The 15,600-nt window shown below is 67.8% G+C and carries 21 protein-coding genes; 14 read left to right on the top strand and 7 right to left on the bottom strand.

The annotated features are described in order from the left end of the window. Positions 1-25: 25 nt before the first annotated feature. The gene (locus A5787_RS00115; protein ID WP_066959770.1) at positions 26-808 is read left to right on the top strand and encodes a helix-turn-helix domain-containing protein; all 783 of its coding nucleotides are present in this window, start codon (positions 26-28) and stop codon (positions 806-808) included. 84 nt (positions 809-892) lie between these two features. Then, positions 893-2,017 (top strand): glycosyltransferase, encoded by a 1,125-nt coding sequence (locus A5787_RS00110; RefSeq protein WP_066959767.1) that lies wholly within the window; start codon positions 893-895, stop codon positions 2,015-2,017. A 24-nt stretch (positions 2,018-2,041) separates the two neighbouring features. Here the strand turns inward: A5787_RS00110 and A5787_RS00105 are convergent, their stop codons facing one another. After that, complete coding sequence (locus A5787_RS00105) at positions 2,042-2,371, bottom strand: DUF732 domain-containing protein (protein ID WP_066959764.1); 330 nt, start codon at positions 2,369-2,371, stop codon at positions 2,042-2,044. Positions 2,372-2,628: 257 nt separating this feature from the next. On the opposite strand from A5787_RS00105, the gene A5787_RS00100 reads away from it, so the two are divergent. Further along, entirely contained in the window at positions 2,629-3,471 is an 843-nt protein-coding gene (locus tag A5787_RS00100) for a sulfurtransferase (protein WP_066959761.1), read from the top strand. An 18-nt stretch (positions 3,472-3,489) separates the two neighbouring features. Here A5787_RS00100 and A5787_RS00090 read toward each other — a convergent pair whose 3' ends face one another. Beyond that, entirely contained in the window at positions 3,490-4,392 is a 903-nt protein-coding gene (locus tag A5787_RS00090; RefSeq protein WP_082976979.1) for a hypothetical protein, read from the bottom strand. A gap of 97 nt (positions 4,393-4,489) precedes the next feature. Here A5787_RS00090 and A5787_RS00085 point away from each other — a divergent pair, with 97 nt between their 5' ends. From A5787_RS00085 to A5787_RS00055, 7 genes are all read left to right on the top strand, one after another. Then, positions 4,490-5,296, top strand: a complete 807-nt coding sequence (locus A5787_RS00085; RefSeq protein ID WP_066959758.1) for an alpha/beta hydrolase — start codon at positions 4,490-4,492, stop codon at positions 5,294-5,296. Continuing rightward, positions 5,293-6,075, top strand: coding sequence for an SDR family NAD(P)-dependent oxidoreductase (locus tag A5787_RS00080; protein WP_066959756.1), 783 nt, complete (start codon positions 5,293-5,295; stop codon positions 6,073-6,075). The genes A5787_RS00085 and A5787_RS00080 overlap by 4 nt, the downstream gene beginning before the upstream one ends. Next, the gene (locus tag A5787_RS00075) at positions 6,072-6,929 is read left to right on the top strand and encodes an LLM class F420-dependent oxidoreductase (protein ID WP_066959753.1); all 858 of its coding nucleotides are present in this window, start codon (positions 6,072-6,074) and stop codon (positions 6,927-6,929) included. Before A5787_RS00080 ends, A5787_RS00075 begins: the two co-directional genes overlap by 4 nt. A 33-nt stretch (positions 6,930-6,962) precedes the next feature. Beyond that, complete coding sequence (locus A5787_RS00070) at positions 6,963-7,361, top strand: hypothetical protein (protein ID WP_231993728.1); 399 nt, start codon at positions 6,963-6,965, stop codon at positions 7,359-7,361. After that, positions 7,361-8,104 carry a hypothetical protein gene (locus A5787_RS00065; RefSeq protein ID WP_066959748.1) on the top strand — a complete coding sequence of 248 codons (744 nt, stop codon included), beginning with the start codon at positions 7,361-7,363 and terminating at the stop codon, positions 8,102-8,104. The genes A5787_RS00070 and A5787_RS00065 overlap by 1 nt, the downstream gene beginning before the upstream one ends. Positions 8,105-8,135: 31 nt before the next feature. Then, positions 8,136-8,624: a lipoprotein LpqH gene (locus A5787_RS00060; RefSeq protein ID WP_066959745.1), complete on the top strand. Its 489-nt coding sequence runs from the start codon at positions 8,136-8,138 to the stop codon at positions 8,622-8,624. Positions 8,625-8,736: 112 nt separating this feature from the next. Then, entirely contained in the window at positions 8,737-9,726 is a 990-nt protein-coding gene (locus tag A5787_RS00055) for an alpha/beta fold hydrolase (RefSeq protein WP_066959741.1), read from the top strand. Here the strand turns inward: A5787_RS00055 and A5787_RS00050 are convergent. Further along, complete coding sequence (locus A5787_RS00050) at positions 9,721-10,017, bottom strand: hypothetical protein (RefSeq protein WP_066959737.1); 297 nt, start codon at positions 10,015-10,017, stop codon at positions 9,721-9,723. The two genes, A5787_RS00055 and A5787_RS00050, sit on opposite strands and share 6 nt — an antisense overlap. Between A5787_RS00050 and A5787_RS26285 the strand changes: the two genes are divergently transcribed. Beyond that, positions 10,007-10,162, top strand: a complete 156-nt coding sequence (locus A5787_RS26285; protein ID WP_197506924.1) for a hypothetical protein — start codon at positions 10,007-10,009, stop codon at positions 10,160-10,162. The genes A5787_RS00050 and A5787_RS26285 overlap by 11 nt on opposite strands. Here the strand turns inward: A5787_RS26285 and A5787_RS00045 are convergent. Both A5787_RS00045 and A5787_RS00040 read right to left on the bottom strand, forming a co-directional pair. Then, a complete protein-coding gene (locus tag A5787_RS00045; protein WP_066959734.1) occupies positions 10,152-11,348 on the bottom strand; it encodes a cytochrome P450 in 1,197 nt (398 codons plus the stop codon). The two genes, A5787_RS26285 and A5787_RS00045, sit on opposite strands and share 11 nt — an antisense overlap. An 8-nt stretch (positions 11,349-11,356) precedes the next feature. Further along, positions 11,357-11,995 carry a TetR/AcrR family transcriptional regulator gene (locus A5787_RS00040; RefSeq protein WP_231993726.1) on the bottom strand — a complete coding sequence of 213 codons (639 nt, stop codon included), beginning with the start codon at positions 11,993-11,995 and terminating at the stop codon, positions 11,357-11,359. A 174-nt stretch (positions 11,996-12,169) separates the two neighbouring features. On the opposite strand from A5787_RS00040, the gene A5787_RS00035 reads away from it, so the two are divergent. Continuing rightward, positions 12,170-12,955: a spirocyclase AveC family protein gene (locus A5787_RS00035; RefSeq protein WP_066959728.1), complete on the top strand. Its 786-nt coding sequence runs from the start codon at positions 12,170-12,172 to the stop codon at positions 12,953-12,955. A gap of 4 nt (positions 12,956-12,959) precedes the next feature. Here A5787_RS00035 and A5787_RS00030 read toward each other — a convergent pair whose 3' ends face one another. Together A5787_RS00030 and A5787_RS00025 are read right to left on the bottom strand one after the other, a co-directional pair. Further along, positions 12,960-13,583, bottom strand: a complete 624-nt coding sequence (locus tag A5787_RS00030; protein WP_066959724.1) for a bifunctional 2-polyprenyl-6-hydroxyphenol methylase/3-demethylubiquinol 3-O-methyltransferase UbiG — start codon at positions 13,581-13,583, stop codon at positions 12,960-12,962. Beyond that, complete coding sequence (locus tag A5787_RS00025; protein ID WP_066959721.1) at positions 13,570-14,526, bottom strand: NAD(P)/FAD-dependent oxidoreductase; 957 nt, start codon at positions 14,524-14,526, stop codon at positions 13,570-13,572. Before A5787_RS00025 ends, A5787_RS00030 begins: the two co-directional genes overlap by 14 nt. Positions 14,527-14,573: 47 nt before the next feature. Between A5787_RS00025 and A5787_RS00020 the strand changes: the two genes are divergently transcribed. Further along, a complete protein-coding gene (locus A5787_RS00020; RefSeq protein ID WP_066959718.1) occupies positions 14,574-15,152 on the top strand; it encodes a helix-turn-helix domain-containing protein in 579 nt (192 codons plus the stop codon). Positions 15,153-15,304: 152 nt separating this feature from the next. Further along, on the top strand, positions 15,305-15,600 hold a 296-nt coding region (locus A5787_RS00015), incomplete at its 3' end, for a DUF222 domain-containing protein (RefSeq protein WP_156763689.1).

Below are 15,600 nucleotides of genomic sequence, written 5' to 3'. Positions count from 1 at the left end.
CGCGGCGAACGGGTTGACTGTTCGCATGTCGGTTTCGGTGCAGGGCGACTTCGGCGCGGCGTTACGCGACTGGCGGAATCGGCGCCGGCTCAGCCAGATCGACCTGGCCAACGACGCGGGCACCACCCAGCGGCACCTGAGCTTCCTCGAGCAGGGCCGATCGGTGCCGGGGCGCGACATCGTCAGCCGGCTGGCCGACTCGCTGCAGCTGACGTTGCGGCAACGCAACTCGCTGCTGTCGACGGCGGGTTTTGCGCCCGCTCATCCGGAGTCAGCGCCGGACGCCCCGCTGCTGCAACCCGTGCGGGAGGCGCTGCAGCACGTCCTCGACGGGCACCTGCCCTATCCGGCGATGGTCATGGACGGCTTCGGGGGGCTGGTCGCCGCCAACGGCGCCTTCGGGCTGCTGACCGACGGGGTGGCGGGGTGGCTGCTCGAGGCGCCCGTCAACGTGCTCCGCGTCGCGCTGCACCCGGAGGGCATGGCGGCGCGCATCGTGAACCTTGACGACTGGCGGCGCCACATTCTGCATGGCTTGCGCGAGCGCGGACCGCACCCGCGAATCGATGCGCTGATCGAGGAACTCGAGAGCTACGGCGTGCCGGCGCCGGGCGGCCGACCGATCGAATCGCTGGGCTTCGCGGTGCCGCTGCACCTGCGCTCCCCCGACGGTGACGTGCGGCTGGTGGCGACGATATCCACGTTCGTCACCGCGCTGGATGTCACGGTCTCTGAGCTGCGACTGGAGGCGTTCCTGCCCGCCGACCGGGAGACCGCCGCGATCCTCGCCCGCCGTTGCCCAGAGTGAGGCGATGAGCGAATTCACGGACTGTTCAGGCACACGTCGGTTCCCCATCGATGACTGCACACGCGCGCCGCGTGTCCTCACGTTATGCGCGTTGTCCAGGTCGCCAATTTCTACGGCCCCCGCTCCGGCGGCCTGCGCACCGCGGTGGACCGGCTCGGTGCCGAATACTGCGCCACCGGACACGAGGTGTTCCTGGTCGTCCCCGGGCGCAGCCCCGAACGCACGCAGCTGCCCACCGGTGTCGTGCGAATCACGCTGCCCGCCCGGTTGATTCCCTGCACCGGCGGCTACCGCGCGGTGCTGCCGGGACCCGTCAAGGCGCTGTTGAAAACGCTGCGGCCCGACGCGCTGGAGGTCTCCGACCGGTTGACGCTGCGGTCGCTGGGGCCGTGGGGTCGCGACTACGGCGCCAGGACGGTGATGATCTCCCACGAGCGGCTGGATCGCCTTGTGGGGCAGATACTTCCGCGCCGTAGCGCCGAGCGGTTCGCGGACTTCGCCAATCGGCGCACCGCCGCCAACTACGACACCGTGGTGTGCACCACGGCGTTCGCCCGCGAGGAGTTCGACCGGATCGGCGCGACGAACACCGTCACCGTCCCGTTGGGCGTGGATCTCCAGACGTTTCACCCGCGGCGGCACTCGCATTTGGTGCGGCGGCGCTGGGCCGCACCGCAGCAGATCCTGCTGGTCCACTGCGGGCGGCTCTCGGTGGAAAAGCGCGTCGATCGCAGCATCGACGCGCTCGGCGCGCTGTGCCATGCCGGCGTCGACGCCCGGCTGGTCGTCGTGGGCGAGGGTCCGCTGCGGGCCCGGCTGGAACGGCAGGCCGCCCGGCTGCCGATCGACTTCACCGGCTTCATCAACGACCGGCACACCGTCGCGGGGCTGCTGGCCACCGCCGACGTGACGCTGGCGCCGGGTCCGCACGAGACGTTCGGGCTGGCCGCCCTCGAATCGCTGGCCTGCGGGACGCCCGCGGTGGTGTCGCGCACGTCGGCGCTCACCGAGATCGTCACGCCGGACAGCGGAGCCCTGGCCGACAACGACCCCTTCGCCATCGCCTGGGCGGTCGGCGCGGTCGTCGGCCGGCCCGAACACCACCGCCGCAGCTCCGCCCGGCGCCGCGCGGAGAACTTCACCTGGGAACGGGCCGCCGCCGGCATGCTGGCGTCGCTACGTACCGGCGATTCCCAGCGCAGCGCCTAGCCCCAACCAGGCCGGTCCGTACCCTTAGCTGCCGCTGGGCTTGTTCGGGCTGTGCTTGCCCGGGCAGTAGTCCGCGGTGGCCGCGCCGATGAACGTCTCGGCCTGCGCCTGGCTCAGCTTGTGGGATCCCGTCAGCTGGTCGATCTCGTCCTTCTGCGTGTAGCCCGCCTCGAGGTCCTGGCACATCACGCGCGCCATGTTCACGGCCTGGGCCGGCGAACCGAGGTTGATGCCGTGCGACGACAGATAATCGGCGAACTCCTGGTCGTTCTGGTCGGCGTGCGCGACGGCCACCGGCAGCCACGCGACGGCCAGCAGAGCGCCAAACGCGCACGCGGAGATTTTCTTTTTCATTTCCCCATCACTTTCAAAGCTTCGACGCCCAATGTAGCGAATCGTCGCGCGCGAGCCGGCCCCTGGTCAATAGCCCGCCGGCGCTACCGCCACTCGCAAGCCAAAGTTCAATCCGCCGTTCAGTTTTAGTTCTGAATGAGTTTAATTCCGGGCGCGCGACCGGCCCCGTTTCCGAAACAAGAGTTCACCTTGAGTTCCGGTAGCGTTCACCTTGCGGGCCGCGGCTAGGCTCGCCGTAACGGCAAGGAGGTGCGCCCGTGCAGGCGCGGGACGAAGTGCTGATCACGGCCGCGGAGCTGGTCCGCCTCATCGAGGCCGGTGACCCGCCGGCAATCCTCGACGTGCGTTGGCGCCTCGACGATCCCGACGGCCGGCCCGCCTACCTGGACGGTCACCTCCCGGGCGCGGTGTACGTGTCGCTGGAAGACGAACTCAGCGATCACAGCGTCGCCGGTCGAGGCCGGCACCCGCTGCCGTCCGGGCGCAGCCTGGAGGCGGCCGCACGCCGATGGGGAATCCGGCAAGACGATGCGGTCGTGGTGTACGACGACTGGAATCGCGCCGGTTCCGCGCGAGCGTGGTGGGTGCTGACCGCGGCCGGCCTGCAGAACGTGCGCATTCTCGACGGCGGCCTGTCCGCGTGGCGCTCGTCCGGACAAGGCCTCGAGGCCGGCCCGGTCAACCCGGCGCCCGGGAATGTGACTGTGCCGCAGGATGATCTCTACGCCGGCGGTCGGCCCACGTTGACGGCTGAGCAGACCGGCACTGTGACGCTGCTCGATGCCCGCGCGGCCGAACGGTTCCGTGGCGACGTCGAACCCCTGGACCCCGTCGCCGGTCACATCCCCGGCGCCAGCAACCTGCCCAGCGGCGCGGTCCTTATGGACGACGGAACGTTCGTCGGCGAAGGCGCGCTCAGTCAGTTGTTGTCCGACAGCGGCATCGATGGCAGCGTCGGCGTGTACTGCGGGTCGGGTGTCACCGCGGCCATCACCGTCGCCGCGCTCGCCGCGACGGGCCGACAAGCGGCGCTGTATCCCGGGTCGTGGTCGGAGTGGTGTTCGGATCCGGCCCGACCGGTGAGTCGCGGGCCCGAATAGCCTGCGGGCGCCGTCGATTCAGGCGCCGGCCCAGCTCTGCAGGAAGGCCGCGGCCACCCGGGCGGCATTCTGCGCCGCGATCTGCTTGTAGAAGAAGAACTGGAACGGGAACCCTGGCAGGTGCAGCGGGTCGCCGGCCCCGTCCGAAATCCCACGGATTCCGAGGAATGGGACCCCGTGCGCGTCGGCGACCGCCTGCGCCGCCGCAGTCTCGTTGTCCGTCGCGTCGAAGGCCGGATCCGCAACCCACGCGATGTTCAGGTTGGTCACGAGAGCTTTTCGCAGCCAGGGTCCGGCCGCCCGAAAGAAGTTGCCGGTGTACAGAAGTGAGCGATCCGGCGCGCCGCGCGGCTGGCATCCGAACACATCGCCGCCGTTCGGGATGCACGGGAACGCCTGGCCATTGTTGTTGTCGAAGCTGGACCCGTCACCACCGACCAGCAGCCGTGGCCGGCGCTTGAGATCGACCAGCTTCACGCGGGGGGCGTTGTGGCGCAGGTAATTAACGCTTTCCAATTCGACGATCAGCGCTTGCGCCGCGGCCAGCAGGCCAACGTCGACCGGGCGAAACGTCGCGCCGCCGTCCAGGGTCCAGCGCGCCGGTACGGTCACGTCCCCGATGCTGACGCACGCCCCGCCGCCGGCGACGCCCGAGAACAGCACCGCGTCAATGGCGATCGATGACTCGCCCGTGAAGTGCGCGAAGGCGGTCCGGGCGGTTTCGGTCGCGTTCACCAAGCCGATGCCGGTCATCGCCACGATCACCTTCTTGGCGCCGATCGAGCCGAGGTAAAAGCGCCGACGGTCGGCGCGCACCACCGGGTGGCGGTCCAGCGCGGTATGCGAGAGAACCGCATCGGCCTCGGCCGGGAAGGCGGACAACACCAGCGTGCGCTGTTTTGCGGGTTCTCTGTCGGTCATAAATGCTTGATTTTGGCGTATCGGACGCGGCCGAATAGCGATTACCGTTCTTTTTGTTTAGCCGTTTCGCGTCATTATTCGCGCTAGTCTCAGCGGCGTGCTGGAAGTGATCGATAAGGGGCCGGGCGGCGATTCCCGGAAAACGCCGCTGCTCTTCGTCCACGGCGCCTGGCACGGCGCCTGGTGTTGGGACGAGCATTTCCTGGACTTCTTCGCGGCCAAGGGCTATCGGTCGGTGGCGGTGAGCCTGCGCGGCCACGGGAAGAGCCCCGCACCGAGACCCATGCAGTTCTGTTCGATGGCCGACATGGTCGACGACGTCGCGTCGGTCGCCGACGGCCTGCCCCGGCGGCCCGTGGTGATCGGGCATTCCATGGGCGGCTTCGTGGTGCAGAAGTACCTGGAGTCGCACGACGCGCCGGCCGCCATCCTGCTCGCCTCGGTACCGCCGAGCGGCATCGCCAGATTCTTGTTGCGCAGGTTCAGGCTGCACCCGTGGCTGACCGCACGACACTTGGCCATAACCAAATCGGTGGGGAGCATGGGCGGCACACCCGAAATGGCCCGCGAGAGCTTCTTTTCCGACGTGACTCCTTACGCCGACGCGGCGCGCTACGCGGCCGGGCTTGACGAAGAGTATGTGGGCAAGCATGTGCTCGACATGTTGTTGCTCGATCTGCCCAAACCGACCCGCATCACGACGCCGGTCTTGGTCCTGGGCGCCGAACAGGACATTCTTTTCTCACCGCGCGAAGTGCGTGCGACCGCGGCCGCTTACCGCACCCAGGCGGAGTTCATTCCCGGGATGGCACACGACATGATGCTCGAACCCGGATGGGCCGACGTTGCCGAGCGAATTCACGCCTGGCTCGAAACCCGCTGCCCGACCACGTTGCCGAAATGACCGGCCGCCTCGACGGCAAGGCCGCGATCATCACCGGCGCCAGCAGCGGGCTGGGGCCGGTGATGGGCTCGCTGTTCGTCGCGGAAGGTGCCCGCGTGTTGCTCGCCGCGCGGCGCGAAGAGTTGGTCCGCGACGCCGCCCACGCGGCCGGCCCGGGAGCCGTCGCGATGCGCGCCGACGTGACCAACGAGGACGACGTCGCGGCCATGGTGGCCAGGGCGGTCGACGAGTTCGGACACGTCGACATCCTGTGCAACAACGCCGCCGCGCCCGGGCAGGACCGCTGGATCTGGGAGCAGACGCTGGACAACTGGAACGCCACCTTCGCCATCGACGTCACCGCGGCCATGCTGTGCACGCGCGAGGTGCTCAATCAATCGATGCTGCAACGCCGCCGCGGGGTCATCCTCAACTTCTCCTCCACGGCGAGCTACTCCGGCATGGTCCGCAAGACCCACTACGTCGCCGCCAAGGCGTCGCTGCGCGCTTTCACCAAGGCCGTCGCGCTCGAGGTCGGCCCGTACGGCATTCGATGCAACTGCATTGTGCCCGGCGCCATCGACACCGAGCTGTTTCGCAACTGGGTGGAACGCACCGCCGACGAGCAGGGCGTCGACTTCGCGACCCAGCGCGCCAGATCTCTCAAAGGCGTCGCATTGCAGGACATCTCCTCACCCGAGGACGTCGCCAACCTGGCGCTGTTCCTGGCCGGCGACGAGAGCCGAACCATCACGGGCCAATCGATTCCCGTGGACGCCGGCGGGTACATGCAGGGATGAGCATTCGTCTGTCGATATCCACGCCGGTGGTGACGATGTTCCCGCAGACCAGCGCCGAATGGGAGAAACAGGCCTCCATCGAGGATCTGGCCCAGATCGCCGAAGCCGCAGACCGACTCGGCTACTACCACCTGACGTGCAGCGAACACATCGCGCTGCCCGCCGCCGAACAGCACCGCCGCGGCGCCCGCTACTGGGATCCGCTGGCCACCTTCGGTTATCTCGCGGCGCGCACCCGACGGATCCGGCTGGCCACCAACGTGCTGGTGCTCGGGTATCACCACCCGCTCGAGATCGCCAAGCGCTACGGCACCCTCGACAAGGTCAGCAACGGCAGGCTCATTCTCGGGGTCGGCGTCGGCAGCCTCAAGGAGGAATTCGACCTCCTCGGTGTGCCCTTCGATGACCGCGGGGCGCGTGGCGACGACGCCCTGCGCGCGCTGCGCGCCTCGCTGTCGGTTCCCGAGCCGTCTTACCACGGCGAGTTCTATTCGTTCCGCGGCATGGTCGTCGATCCGTGCGCCGTCCAGCAGCGCGTCCCGCTCTGGATCGGCGGACGCACGCTGCGGTCGCTGCGCCGGGCCGTGACCCTGGCCGACGGCTGGGCCCCCTTCAACGTCAGCCTGCGGCAGGTCCGAGAGTGGTTGGGCCGCTTCGACCTTGAGCCCGGATTCGAGGTCGTCCTGCCACCGCCGGCGCCCCTGGACCCGATCAACGAACCGGACCAAGCCCGCGACACGCTGGCCGAGATCGCCGCGCACGGCGCCACCGTCGTCAGTGCGATTTTCACCCATACCTCGCTGCAGCATTACCTGGAGAATCTGGCTGCACTCGCGGAACTACAACCGTCTTAATCAGAGAGGGCACCCATGCCGAAGGCGATCCGAGTGTTGGCCATCCTCCTGTTGGGTTCTGCGGGCCTTGCGATCGTTGCGCCGGCCACGGCCACCGGCGCGCCGGCATGCGTCGGGCTATCGATCTGCCCACCGCCTCCGCCGGACGCCGAGGGCAACCCGGGCTGCTACTACGCCGACGGCTGGCGCGATGCCCAAGGCGGCGGGATCGAGGTGTGGTACTTCCATGAGCCGCAGAACATTTCGAAGGCCGACAAGGCCACGGCCCTGGTGCGCAAGAAGGACGGCAGCAACGCCTCCCAGGACGCCAACATCGATGCGGGTCAACAGGTGCACCGCTTCGGATTTCCGGCCGTCGACAAGTCCGCCGTTCAAGAAGTTTTGCTCACCACGAGCAGCGGCCGCTGCTACGTGGCCGGGCCGGACGCGTGATGCGGGTCAAGGCAGGCTTTTTCAGCCTCACGGCGCCCGCCCCGCCCGACGATGACGGCAGCTACCTGCGGTGGCACCTGCTGGATCACATGCCCGAGCAGTACCAACTGCCGGGCATCGTCCACGGGTTGCGGTGGATCGCCGACGGCGACTACCTGGAGCGCCGCCTGGCGGCCGACGGGCCGTTGGGACAGGTCGGCAACGCGGTGCACTACCTGGTCGGTGACCCCGTCGAGCAGACCTTCGACGACTTCGTCGCGCTCGGCCGCGCGCTGCGGGAAAACGGCCGCTTCCCCGTCACGCGGCCGTCGCTGCAAGTCGCCGGATTGCGCCTGCTGCAGTGGCACGCCGCGCCGCACGCGCTCGTCTCCGCCGAGGTGGTGCCGTTTCGGCCGCACCGGGGGATCGTGCTGATCGTCGAGGAGCCCGTTGTCGGCCGGCCGGATCAGTGGCTGCAATGGCTGCACGCCGAGCACTACCCCGCGCTGCTTGCCACGCCCGGCACGGCCGGTGCCTGGACTTTCGGTTCGAGCACCGGTTGGAGCCACCTGCCCGGCGGATGGCGGACGGACCACCAATACATCACCGTCGTCTACCTCGACGGCGACCCGCTCACCACCGCCGATGCGCTGACGCCCCTCATCGAGGAAAGGTGGCGGTCCGCGGTGGTTCGACCCGTATTCGCCGGGCCGTTACGCACCATGGTCAGTTGGGAAGCGTGGCCCAGCACACGAGCCCTATAGTCCTTCGTGACGACCTACCGAAGGAAGTGACATGACCAATCGACGGCTCGTTCGCGCCGCCGCTGTGCTCGCCGCGTTGACGGCTTGCCTGCCGGCCTGCTCGAGCAAGGGTGGTCAGCCTTCCGCCACGAGTTCGAGTGCGGTTCCGCCAACCACGACCGTCATGATGGACGGCAACAAGCACACCATGACCGTCGGCGTCGAGTGCACCAACTCCGCGGCGGTGCCGCCGGCCGAGTCGGGCGATCTGACCACCCACATCAGCGTTCACGACGATTCGGCGTCGATAACGCTGTCCTTGTCGGACGAGAAGCCGCCCAGCGTCGACGGCTTCGCCATTTCGCTCAAGACGGGATCCGGACAGTATCAGCTGCCCTGGCAGGCGCCCCAGTCCGCGACCCAGGTGCAGGCGACGAAGGACGGGAAGAGCTACACGATCACCGGGACGGGCCAAGGGGCGTCGCCGAATCAGGGTGACGTCCACCAGGTGACGTTCGGGCTTCACGTGACGTGCCCATAGGCTTCAAATACGTTGTGCCACAGGCATCACCCGGGGAGGGCACCTGACTATTTGCCCGCCTCAGAGCGACAAGTGGTTGTCTTACCGCAGTCCCCTCTGACATGCTGGCGGCTTGGACATCTTCGCGGAGTGGCAAAGCGGCGGGACCGAACTTCGGTGGCGGTCGACCACCGCCGCCAACGACGGGCAGGAACTCACCGTGTTCAGCCGCCGCTGCGGCACACCCGGAGCCCCCGCGCTGGTGCTGGTGCACGGCTTCCCGACATCCAGCATCGACTACTTCGCCCTCACCCGCGAACTGGGCAACGACTTCGACATGTTCGTGCTGGACTTTCCCGGCTACGGATTGTCCGACAAGCCCCCGGCGCCGCACGCCTATTCGCTGTACGACGACGCACGCCTGCTGGTGTACGCGATCACTCAGGTGTGGAAGCTGACCGAATTCCGCATGCTGACCCACGACCGCGGCAGCAGCGTCGGCATGATCGCGCTGGAGATGCTGGCGGCCCAAGACCCCCCGACCGTGCCCATCGACCTCATCCTGACGAACGCCAACATCTATCTCCCGCTGGCGAATCTGACCGAGTTCCAGAGCGCTGTCCTCAACCCCGCAACCGGGCGGGACACCGCCGCGGCGATCACGCCGGAGTTGCTCGCGGCCGGCTTGGGCGTCAGCACCTTCATGCCACGGCGAACCCTGGAAGACCCCGAGATCGCGGCGCTGGCAAAGTGCTTCGCTTACAACGACGGTATCCGCGTGCTGCCGGACACGATCCAGTACCTCAATGAGCGCGCCGCGGACGAAACCAGTTGGCTCGAAGCGCTTTCGAAGAGCCACGTCAACATCACGGTGGTGTGGGGCCTGCACGACAACGTCTCCCCCCTGCGCGTCCCCAACTACATCTGGCAGACCTATCTGAAGACCAAGCCCGGCCGGAACCGCTACTGGGTGGTGCCCGGCGCGGATCACTACCTGCAGTGCGACGCCCCCGGGCAGCTGGCCCAGATCGTTCGCCTCACGGCTCAGGGTGGGGAGATCCCGCTCCAGACGCTCGAGAACCAACCCGACGGCGCCGTCCTGGTGGACGAAAGCGCCTCATAGGCCGCCCAGCAGTTGGCATTTCAACGTCCCAGCCAGCCAATCGCTGTATTTCGTTTGGCTCCATCGGCGGGTACCGACCAGCGCGTGGTGCAGGCCGGGGTCGTTGTAGACCCAGATGATGTCGCGTGCTTGAGCGACGGACAGGCCTGAGCGCAGCCCCCCTTTGCGGCTCAGCAGGGTCGCCACCTCCTTCGCCCCGGCCAGGCGCTGCTGACTGAGTTCGGTCCACAGTTCGCCGACTTCCGTGTCGACTCCGGCGGCCGACCGCACCACCTCGTAGATGGCGGACACCCGCCGCCGGGCTTCGCTGAGGATGCCCGCCGACGTGCTGATCGACGCCGATGGACGCGTGGCCGCAGTGAAATACGGCAAGCACGCGTACGACCAGTGGTCGGTCGACGACCTGCTCGCCATGGCGCCGCGAGTCACCCGGTGACGACGGGCAGGCGCGCCCACCCGCGCACGCTTGCGGTGTGCGCCCGTTCGGCGTTGGCGTAGTCGACTTCCCAATCGGGCCAGCGTTGGAGGACCTCTTCCAGCGCCACCCGGGCCTCCATCCGGGCCAGCGCCGAGCCGAGGCAGAAGTGCAGGCCTTGCCCGAAGCTGAGGTGGCCGCCCTCGCGGTGGATGTCGAAGCGGTCGGGATCGGCGAATCGGCGTTCGTCCCGGTTGGCGGAACCGTTGAGCAGCAACATGAACGAGCCCTCCGGCACGACGCGGCCGTGGTGCTCGGCGTCGCGGGCGACATAGCGGGCCTGCACCGGCGACGGGGGTTCGTAGCGCAGCGTCTCCTCGACCGCGCCGGGAATCAGCGACGGATCAGCGACGAGTTCGCGGCGCTGATCCGGGTGGTCCGACAGCAGCTGCCCCATGAAACCGATGAGCCGGGCGGTGGTTTCGTTTCCGGCGCCGGCGATCATGGCGGTGTAGGCCAGCACCTCGGTGCGTGACAGGGGGCGCCGCGTGCCGTCGGGCTCGTCGATCTCCGCGCGCAGCAGATCGGTCATCAGGTCGTCGGACGGATTGCTGGCGCGCCACTCGATGTACTCGGCGAACATCGCGATGGTGTCCGCGAACAGGTTCGGGTTGACCTCACCGGGCTTGCGCCCCTCGGCCATCTCGATGAAGGCCCCGTTGCGGTCCCGGATGCTCGCCTGGTCCGCCTCGGGGATGCCCAACAGATAGCCGATGGTCCGCATCGGCATCATCGCCCCGAGGTCCGCGATGAAGTCGAAGCCACCGGCGCCGATCAACGGGTCGAGTTCGCGGACGCAGAATCCGCGCACCATGGACTCGACGGCCAGCATCCGTCGCGGCGTGAAGACGCGCGAGAGCAGACGGCGGTGCAGGTCGTGCAGCGGCGGATCCTCGAACAGCAGGATGCCGGGGGGCACCTCGATGTTGTTGAACAAGATGTCCGCGGTGGTCCCCCGGCCGGATCGGTAGGTCTCCCAGTTCGGCAGTTCGCGTGCCACGTCCTCGTATCGACTCAGCGCGTAGAAGTTGAACTTCTCGTTGTAGTACAGCGGCGCCTCTTCGCGCATGCGCTTCCACACCGGGTACGGGTCGTCGTCGATGGCGACGTCGTAGGGGTCGTAATACAGCTCGGCTGAACGTAACATCTTGCCTCTCAGTCGTTTCGGTGCAGAAAGCCGTGCAGGATCGCCTGGACGAGCTCCTCCACGATCACCTCCCGCGGCGGCTGCTTGGTCCCGAAGTAGGTGGAACGCAGCGCGGCCATGCCGGCGATCATCGCCACCGTGGAGTGCGCCGGCAGGTCCGGATGATCCGACCGCAGGCCCCGCAGGTGCATGCCCTCGGCGCTGATCCGGCCGAGCACCGTCAGCGCCCGCCTGACGTCGGCGATGCCGGCGTCGGCCATCTCCTCCTCGGTCAGCGCCTCCGATGCCATCAGCGTCAGGAGCAGCCCCTGGTGTTCGACGAACACGTCGTAGAGCTGCCCCACGAAATGCCCGGCGAGCTCATCTTCCTTGGTCTCCTCGGGGATGACCGACTGCCAGGTCTGGCCGAATTCGTCGACGAAGCTGGTGAACGGCAGGACCAGGGCCTCGCGGAACAGCGCCGCCTTCGAGCCGAAGTGGCGAAACAGCAGATGCTCGGTAACGCCTGCGGCCTGGGCGATCTCGCGCGTGGTAGTGCTGCGGTAGTCCTGGCGCGAGAAGAGGTCCCGCGCGGCCTCGAGCAGCAGCTTGCGCGGCGCACCGCGGGGCCGGCGCGTGGCCGTGGTAGCTGCGGGTCGCTGGGGCACGAGTTTTAAGATAGCATGCACTATCTTGAGGATCGAACCGGTTACCGAAAGGGGCGCGGACGTGGGCGCAGTCATCATGCTCGGCACGTTGTTCGGGCTGATCGTGCTGATCTTCGGCCTGGTGCTGCGCTTCGACCCCGAAGCGCGCCGCTCCCCCGGACACGACGGCGACCGGTGAGCGCCGCGATGACGCCGTTGATGCAGGCGGCCAGCGGCTTCGCCCTCGTCGGCGGCATCGCCTTCACCGCGATCGGTGTTTACCTGAGCGTTCGTCGGCGCCGGCTGCACCCACTGCTGCTGCTCTGCATCTCGGCGATCTCTTTCTCGTGGATCGAGGCCCCCTATGACTGGGCGATGTACGCCCAGTTCCCACCCGCCATTCCGCGGATGCCGTCGTGGTGGCCGCTGAACTCGACATGGGGTGGGCTGCCGTCGTTCGTTCCCATCGGCTACATCTCCTACTTCGTGTTCCCCGCGGTGACCGGCGCGGCGCTAGGGAGATGGGTGAGCGCGAAATTCCAGTGGCGCAGGCCGATAACGCTGCTGCTCGTTGGCCTCGTCGTCGGCTTCTGCTGGGCGCTGCTCTTCAACGGGTTCCTGGGGGCCAAGCTCGGCGTCTTCTATTACGGCCTGGTGATCCCCGGGCTGGCGATCCGGGAGGGGACCGTTCACCAATACCCGCTCTACGACGCGCTCGCGATGGGCATACAGATGATGGTGTTCACCTACCTGCTGGGACGCACCGATGCGCAGGGACGCAACGTCATCGAGACGTGGGCCGAGAAGAGGTCGTCGAGTCGCTTTGGCGCGTCTGTTTTGTCCGTCGTCGCTGTCGTCGTGATCGGAAATCTGCTCTACGGCGCGGTTTTCGCGCCCCATCTCGTGACGAAGCTGGGCGGCTGGGTGACCTCGGGGCCGACGGGCCAACTGTTCCCGGGCGTGCCGAACCAACCCCAATAGGCGCCTAGCGGCGACGCAGCAGGATCACGTTGTCTGTGACCGTGCCAGTCTGACCCTCGGGACCTATCGCCGAGCGTGAGACGGACTCGACCTGCAGCCGCTCCCAAGCGTTGTCATCGAGGTTCAGTGCTGCGACAACCTCGTCGACACGGGGAAATACATGGTGGTGAGCTGATTTCGACGCCCAGGGCGGGGCGGCGCCGTGGTCGACGATCAGCAAGAGCCCACCGGGGGCGACGGCTTGCGCGGCGCGGCTCAGCACGTGCTCGCGGTCGAGCCGCGCCGGGGAGTGTAGGTAATGCGCCGACACCAAGTCGAAGGTGCCCTTGGGGAAGCTGTCGGACAGATCGTGCTGCTGAAAGTCGATGCGCCGCTGCACGCCCTGGTCAAGTGCGTCGGCCGCGGCGCGTTGCAGCGCGGTATGCGAGACGTCGACCGCGACGACCCGCCAGCCACGGTGGGCAAGCCACAGGGCGTCGCCGCCTTCCCCGCAGCCGAGGTCCAGCGCGCGGCCGGGCCGCAGCGGTTCGACCGCGTCGACCAGCCGGGCGTTGACCCGTCCGGTCCAGACGCGATCCCGAGCGCCGTAGTGCTGCTCCCAATATTCCTGCGCGTCAAGCGTTGACATCAGACCTCCATTGCGGCAACGGCAGGCCGACGTCGTCGGCCAGTAGGCTCCGCACCACCGCTGCCGCCGCCAGCGATCCGGATGCGATCGCGGCGGCCACCTGGGGCATCTGGGCGCTCAGGTCGCCCGCGGCGAAAACGCCTGGCGCGGATGTGCGGCACTGGGCGTCGACGCCGACCCGCTCCGCGGTGACGGGCGTCGGTTCGGCGGATTCGACATCGAGTTGCTCGGCCAGTGACGACCGCTGATGCAGCGTCGTCGCCACCATCAGCCCACGACGTTCCAACCGCGCGCCGTCGGAGAATACGATTGCCGCCAGTTCGCCGTCCGCGCTGACGATTTCGGTCACCTGTCGCTCGTCGATGCCGACGCCGGCGGCGGCCAGCCGCGCGACATCGTCGTCGCCGAGATCGGCAGGCCCGTCGGTCAACAGCACGACGTCGTCGCTCCAGCCGCGCAGCAGGAGCGACCCGTGCACCGCTTGTTCGCCACGCGCCAACACTGCCAACGGCTGATCGCGCACTTCCCATCCATGGCAGAACGGGCAGTGGAAAACCGACGTGCCCCACAACGGGGCGAGTCCATGAATTGACGGCGGTCGGTATTGCATGCCGGTTGCGAGCAATACCCGCCGGGTCCGCTCGCGCCGACCGTCGGCCAACATGAGTTCGAAGACGTCATCCAGCCGTACACCGGCGACTACCTCGCCGGTGCGGTAGTCGACGCTCGTATAGGACATGATTTCGCGCCGCCCCGCGGCATATAGCTCGGCCGGTGGCCGGCCGTCATGCCCAAGCAGACCACCGATGCCGTGCGCGGCGAGATTGCTTTGTTCGCCAGCGTCGACGAGTAGCGTGCGGCGACGGGCCCGGCCCAGCACCAGGCCCGCGCTGAGTCCGGCGGCACCGCCGCCGACGATGACGCAGTCCCAAACGTTGTCCATGCCCCGAGCTTGCCCTCGGCAGTGAGCTGCTGCCAAACTAATTTGCCATGCAGGCAAAGAACATCGACACCGATGTCGATGCGCGGGTCCGAAACCGGCTACGCGAACTTCGCATGCAGCACGGCCTGACGCTGGAAGACGTCGCGGCCCGCGCCAGCATCGACATTTCGACGTTGAGTCGGCTGGAATCGGGGAAGCGACGGCTCGCACTGGACCACCTGCCCAGGCTGGCCCAGGCGCTCTCGGTCAGCACCGACGAGCTGCTGCGCGCACCAGAGCCACCCGATCCCCGCGTGCGCAGCAGCTCACATACCCGCCACGGCATCACGTACTGGCCGTTGACCCGCAGCGGCCCGGCCGGCGGCATGCACGCATTCAAGGTCCGAATCAACATGCGAAGGCGAAAACCGCCGGCCGAATTGCCGGTTCACCAGGGCCAGGAATGGATGTTCGTGCTGTCCGGACGGCTGCGCCTCGTCCTCGGCGAGCGAGACTTCAGCATTGAACCCGGTGAGGCCGTCGAATTCAGCACATGGACGCCGCATTGGTTCGGCGTCATCGACGAACCGGTCGAGGCCATCATGATCTTCGGGGCGCACGGCGAACGGCTCCACCTGCACACCTGAGCAAATTGGGGTGGTTTTCGGTTTGGAGAGTCGGGGGCCGGGGCTGCCCTTGAGGCCAGTCAGGCTGGCGCGCTTGGCCGATGATGACGGTCGCACCCCCGGGGCGGATCGGGCAGCCTAATTTTGTCGGACCCGGCTGTGATGATGAGGGTATGTCGTTGACCGCATCGCCCGCCGCGGAGGTGAGCCCGAAAGAGCGCCTGGCGGTGCTCTTTGAGGAGTTGGCGGAGTTGGCCGGTCAGCGCAACGCCATTGATGGGCGCATCGTGGAGATCGCCGCGGAGTTGGATCGCGATGAGTTGTGGGGAATGACGGGGGTGCGGTCACTGGCGGGGTTGGTTGGCTGGAAGCTGGGCTTGTCCTCGGCCACCGCGCATACGATCTCGACGGTGGCGCGCCGGGTGGAGGAGTTCCCGCGCTGCGCGCAGGGATTGCGGGAGGGGCGGCT

The organism is Mycobacterium sp. 852002-50816_SCH5313054-b (assembly GCF_001667185.1).
GTDB lineage: Bacteria > Actinomycetota > Actinomycetes > Mycobacteriales > Mycobacteriaceae > Mycobacterium.
Note: the sequence above shows the minus strand (reverse complement) of the source record. Positions and strands in the feature narration are given on the sequence as shown.

Bases quoted from the DNA above. Each gene is read 5' to 3' on its own strand.
- A5787_RS00060 (WP_066959745.1), top strand. From the start codon at position 8,136: ATGACCAATCGACGGCTCGTTCGCGCCGCCGCTGTGCTCGCCGCGTTG.
- A5787_RS00030 (WP_066959724.1), bottom strand. From the start codon at position 13,583: ATGTCAACGCTTGACGCGCAGGAATATTGGGAGCAGCACTACGGCGCT.
- A5787_RS00115 (WP_066959770.1), top strand. From the start codon at position 26: ATGTCGGTTTCGGTGCAGGGCGACTTCGGCGCGGCGTTACGCGACTGG.
- A5787_RS00065 (WP_066959748.1), top strand. From the start codon at position 7,361: ATGCGGGTCAAGGCAGGCTTTTTCAGCCTCACGGCGCCCGCCCCGCCC.
- A5787_RS00090 (WP_082976979.1), bottom strand. From the start codon at position 4,392: ATGACCGACAGAGAACCCGCAAAACAGCGCACGCTGGTGTTGTCCGCC.
- A5787_RS00080 (WP_066959756.1), top strand. From the start codon at position 5,293: ATGACCGGCCGCCTCGACGGCAAGGCCGCGATCATCACCGGCGCCAGC.
- A5787_RS00105 (WP_066959764.1), bottom strand. From the start codon at position 2,371: ATGAAAAAGAAAATCTCCGCGTGCGCGTTTGGCGCTCTGCTGGCCGTC.
- A5787_RS00025 (WP_066959721.1), bottom strand. From the start codon at position 14,526: ATGGACAACGTTTGGGACTGCGTCATCGTCGGCGGCGGTGCCGCCGGA.
- A5787_RS00075 (WP_066959753.1), top strand. From the start codon at position 6,072: ATGAGCATTCGTCTGTCGATATCCACGCCGGTGGTGACGATGTTCCCG.
- A5787_RS00020 (WP_066959718.1), top strand. From the start codon at position 14,574: ATGCAGGCAAAGAACATCGACACCGATGTCGATGCGCGGGTCCGAAAC.
- A5787_RS00045 (WP_066959734.1), bottom strand. From the start codon at position 11,348: ATGTTACGTTCAGCCGAGCTGTATTACGACCCCTACGACGTCGCCATC.
- A5787_RS00110 (WP_066959767.1), top strand. From the start codon at position 893: ATGCGCGTTGTCCAGGTCGCCAATTTCTACGGCCCCCGCTCCGGCGGC.
- A5787_RS26285 (WP_197506924.1), top strand. From the start codon at position 10,007: ATGGCGGACACCCGCCGCCGGGCTTCGCTGAGGATGCCCGCCGACGTG.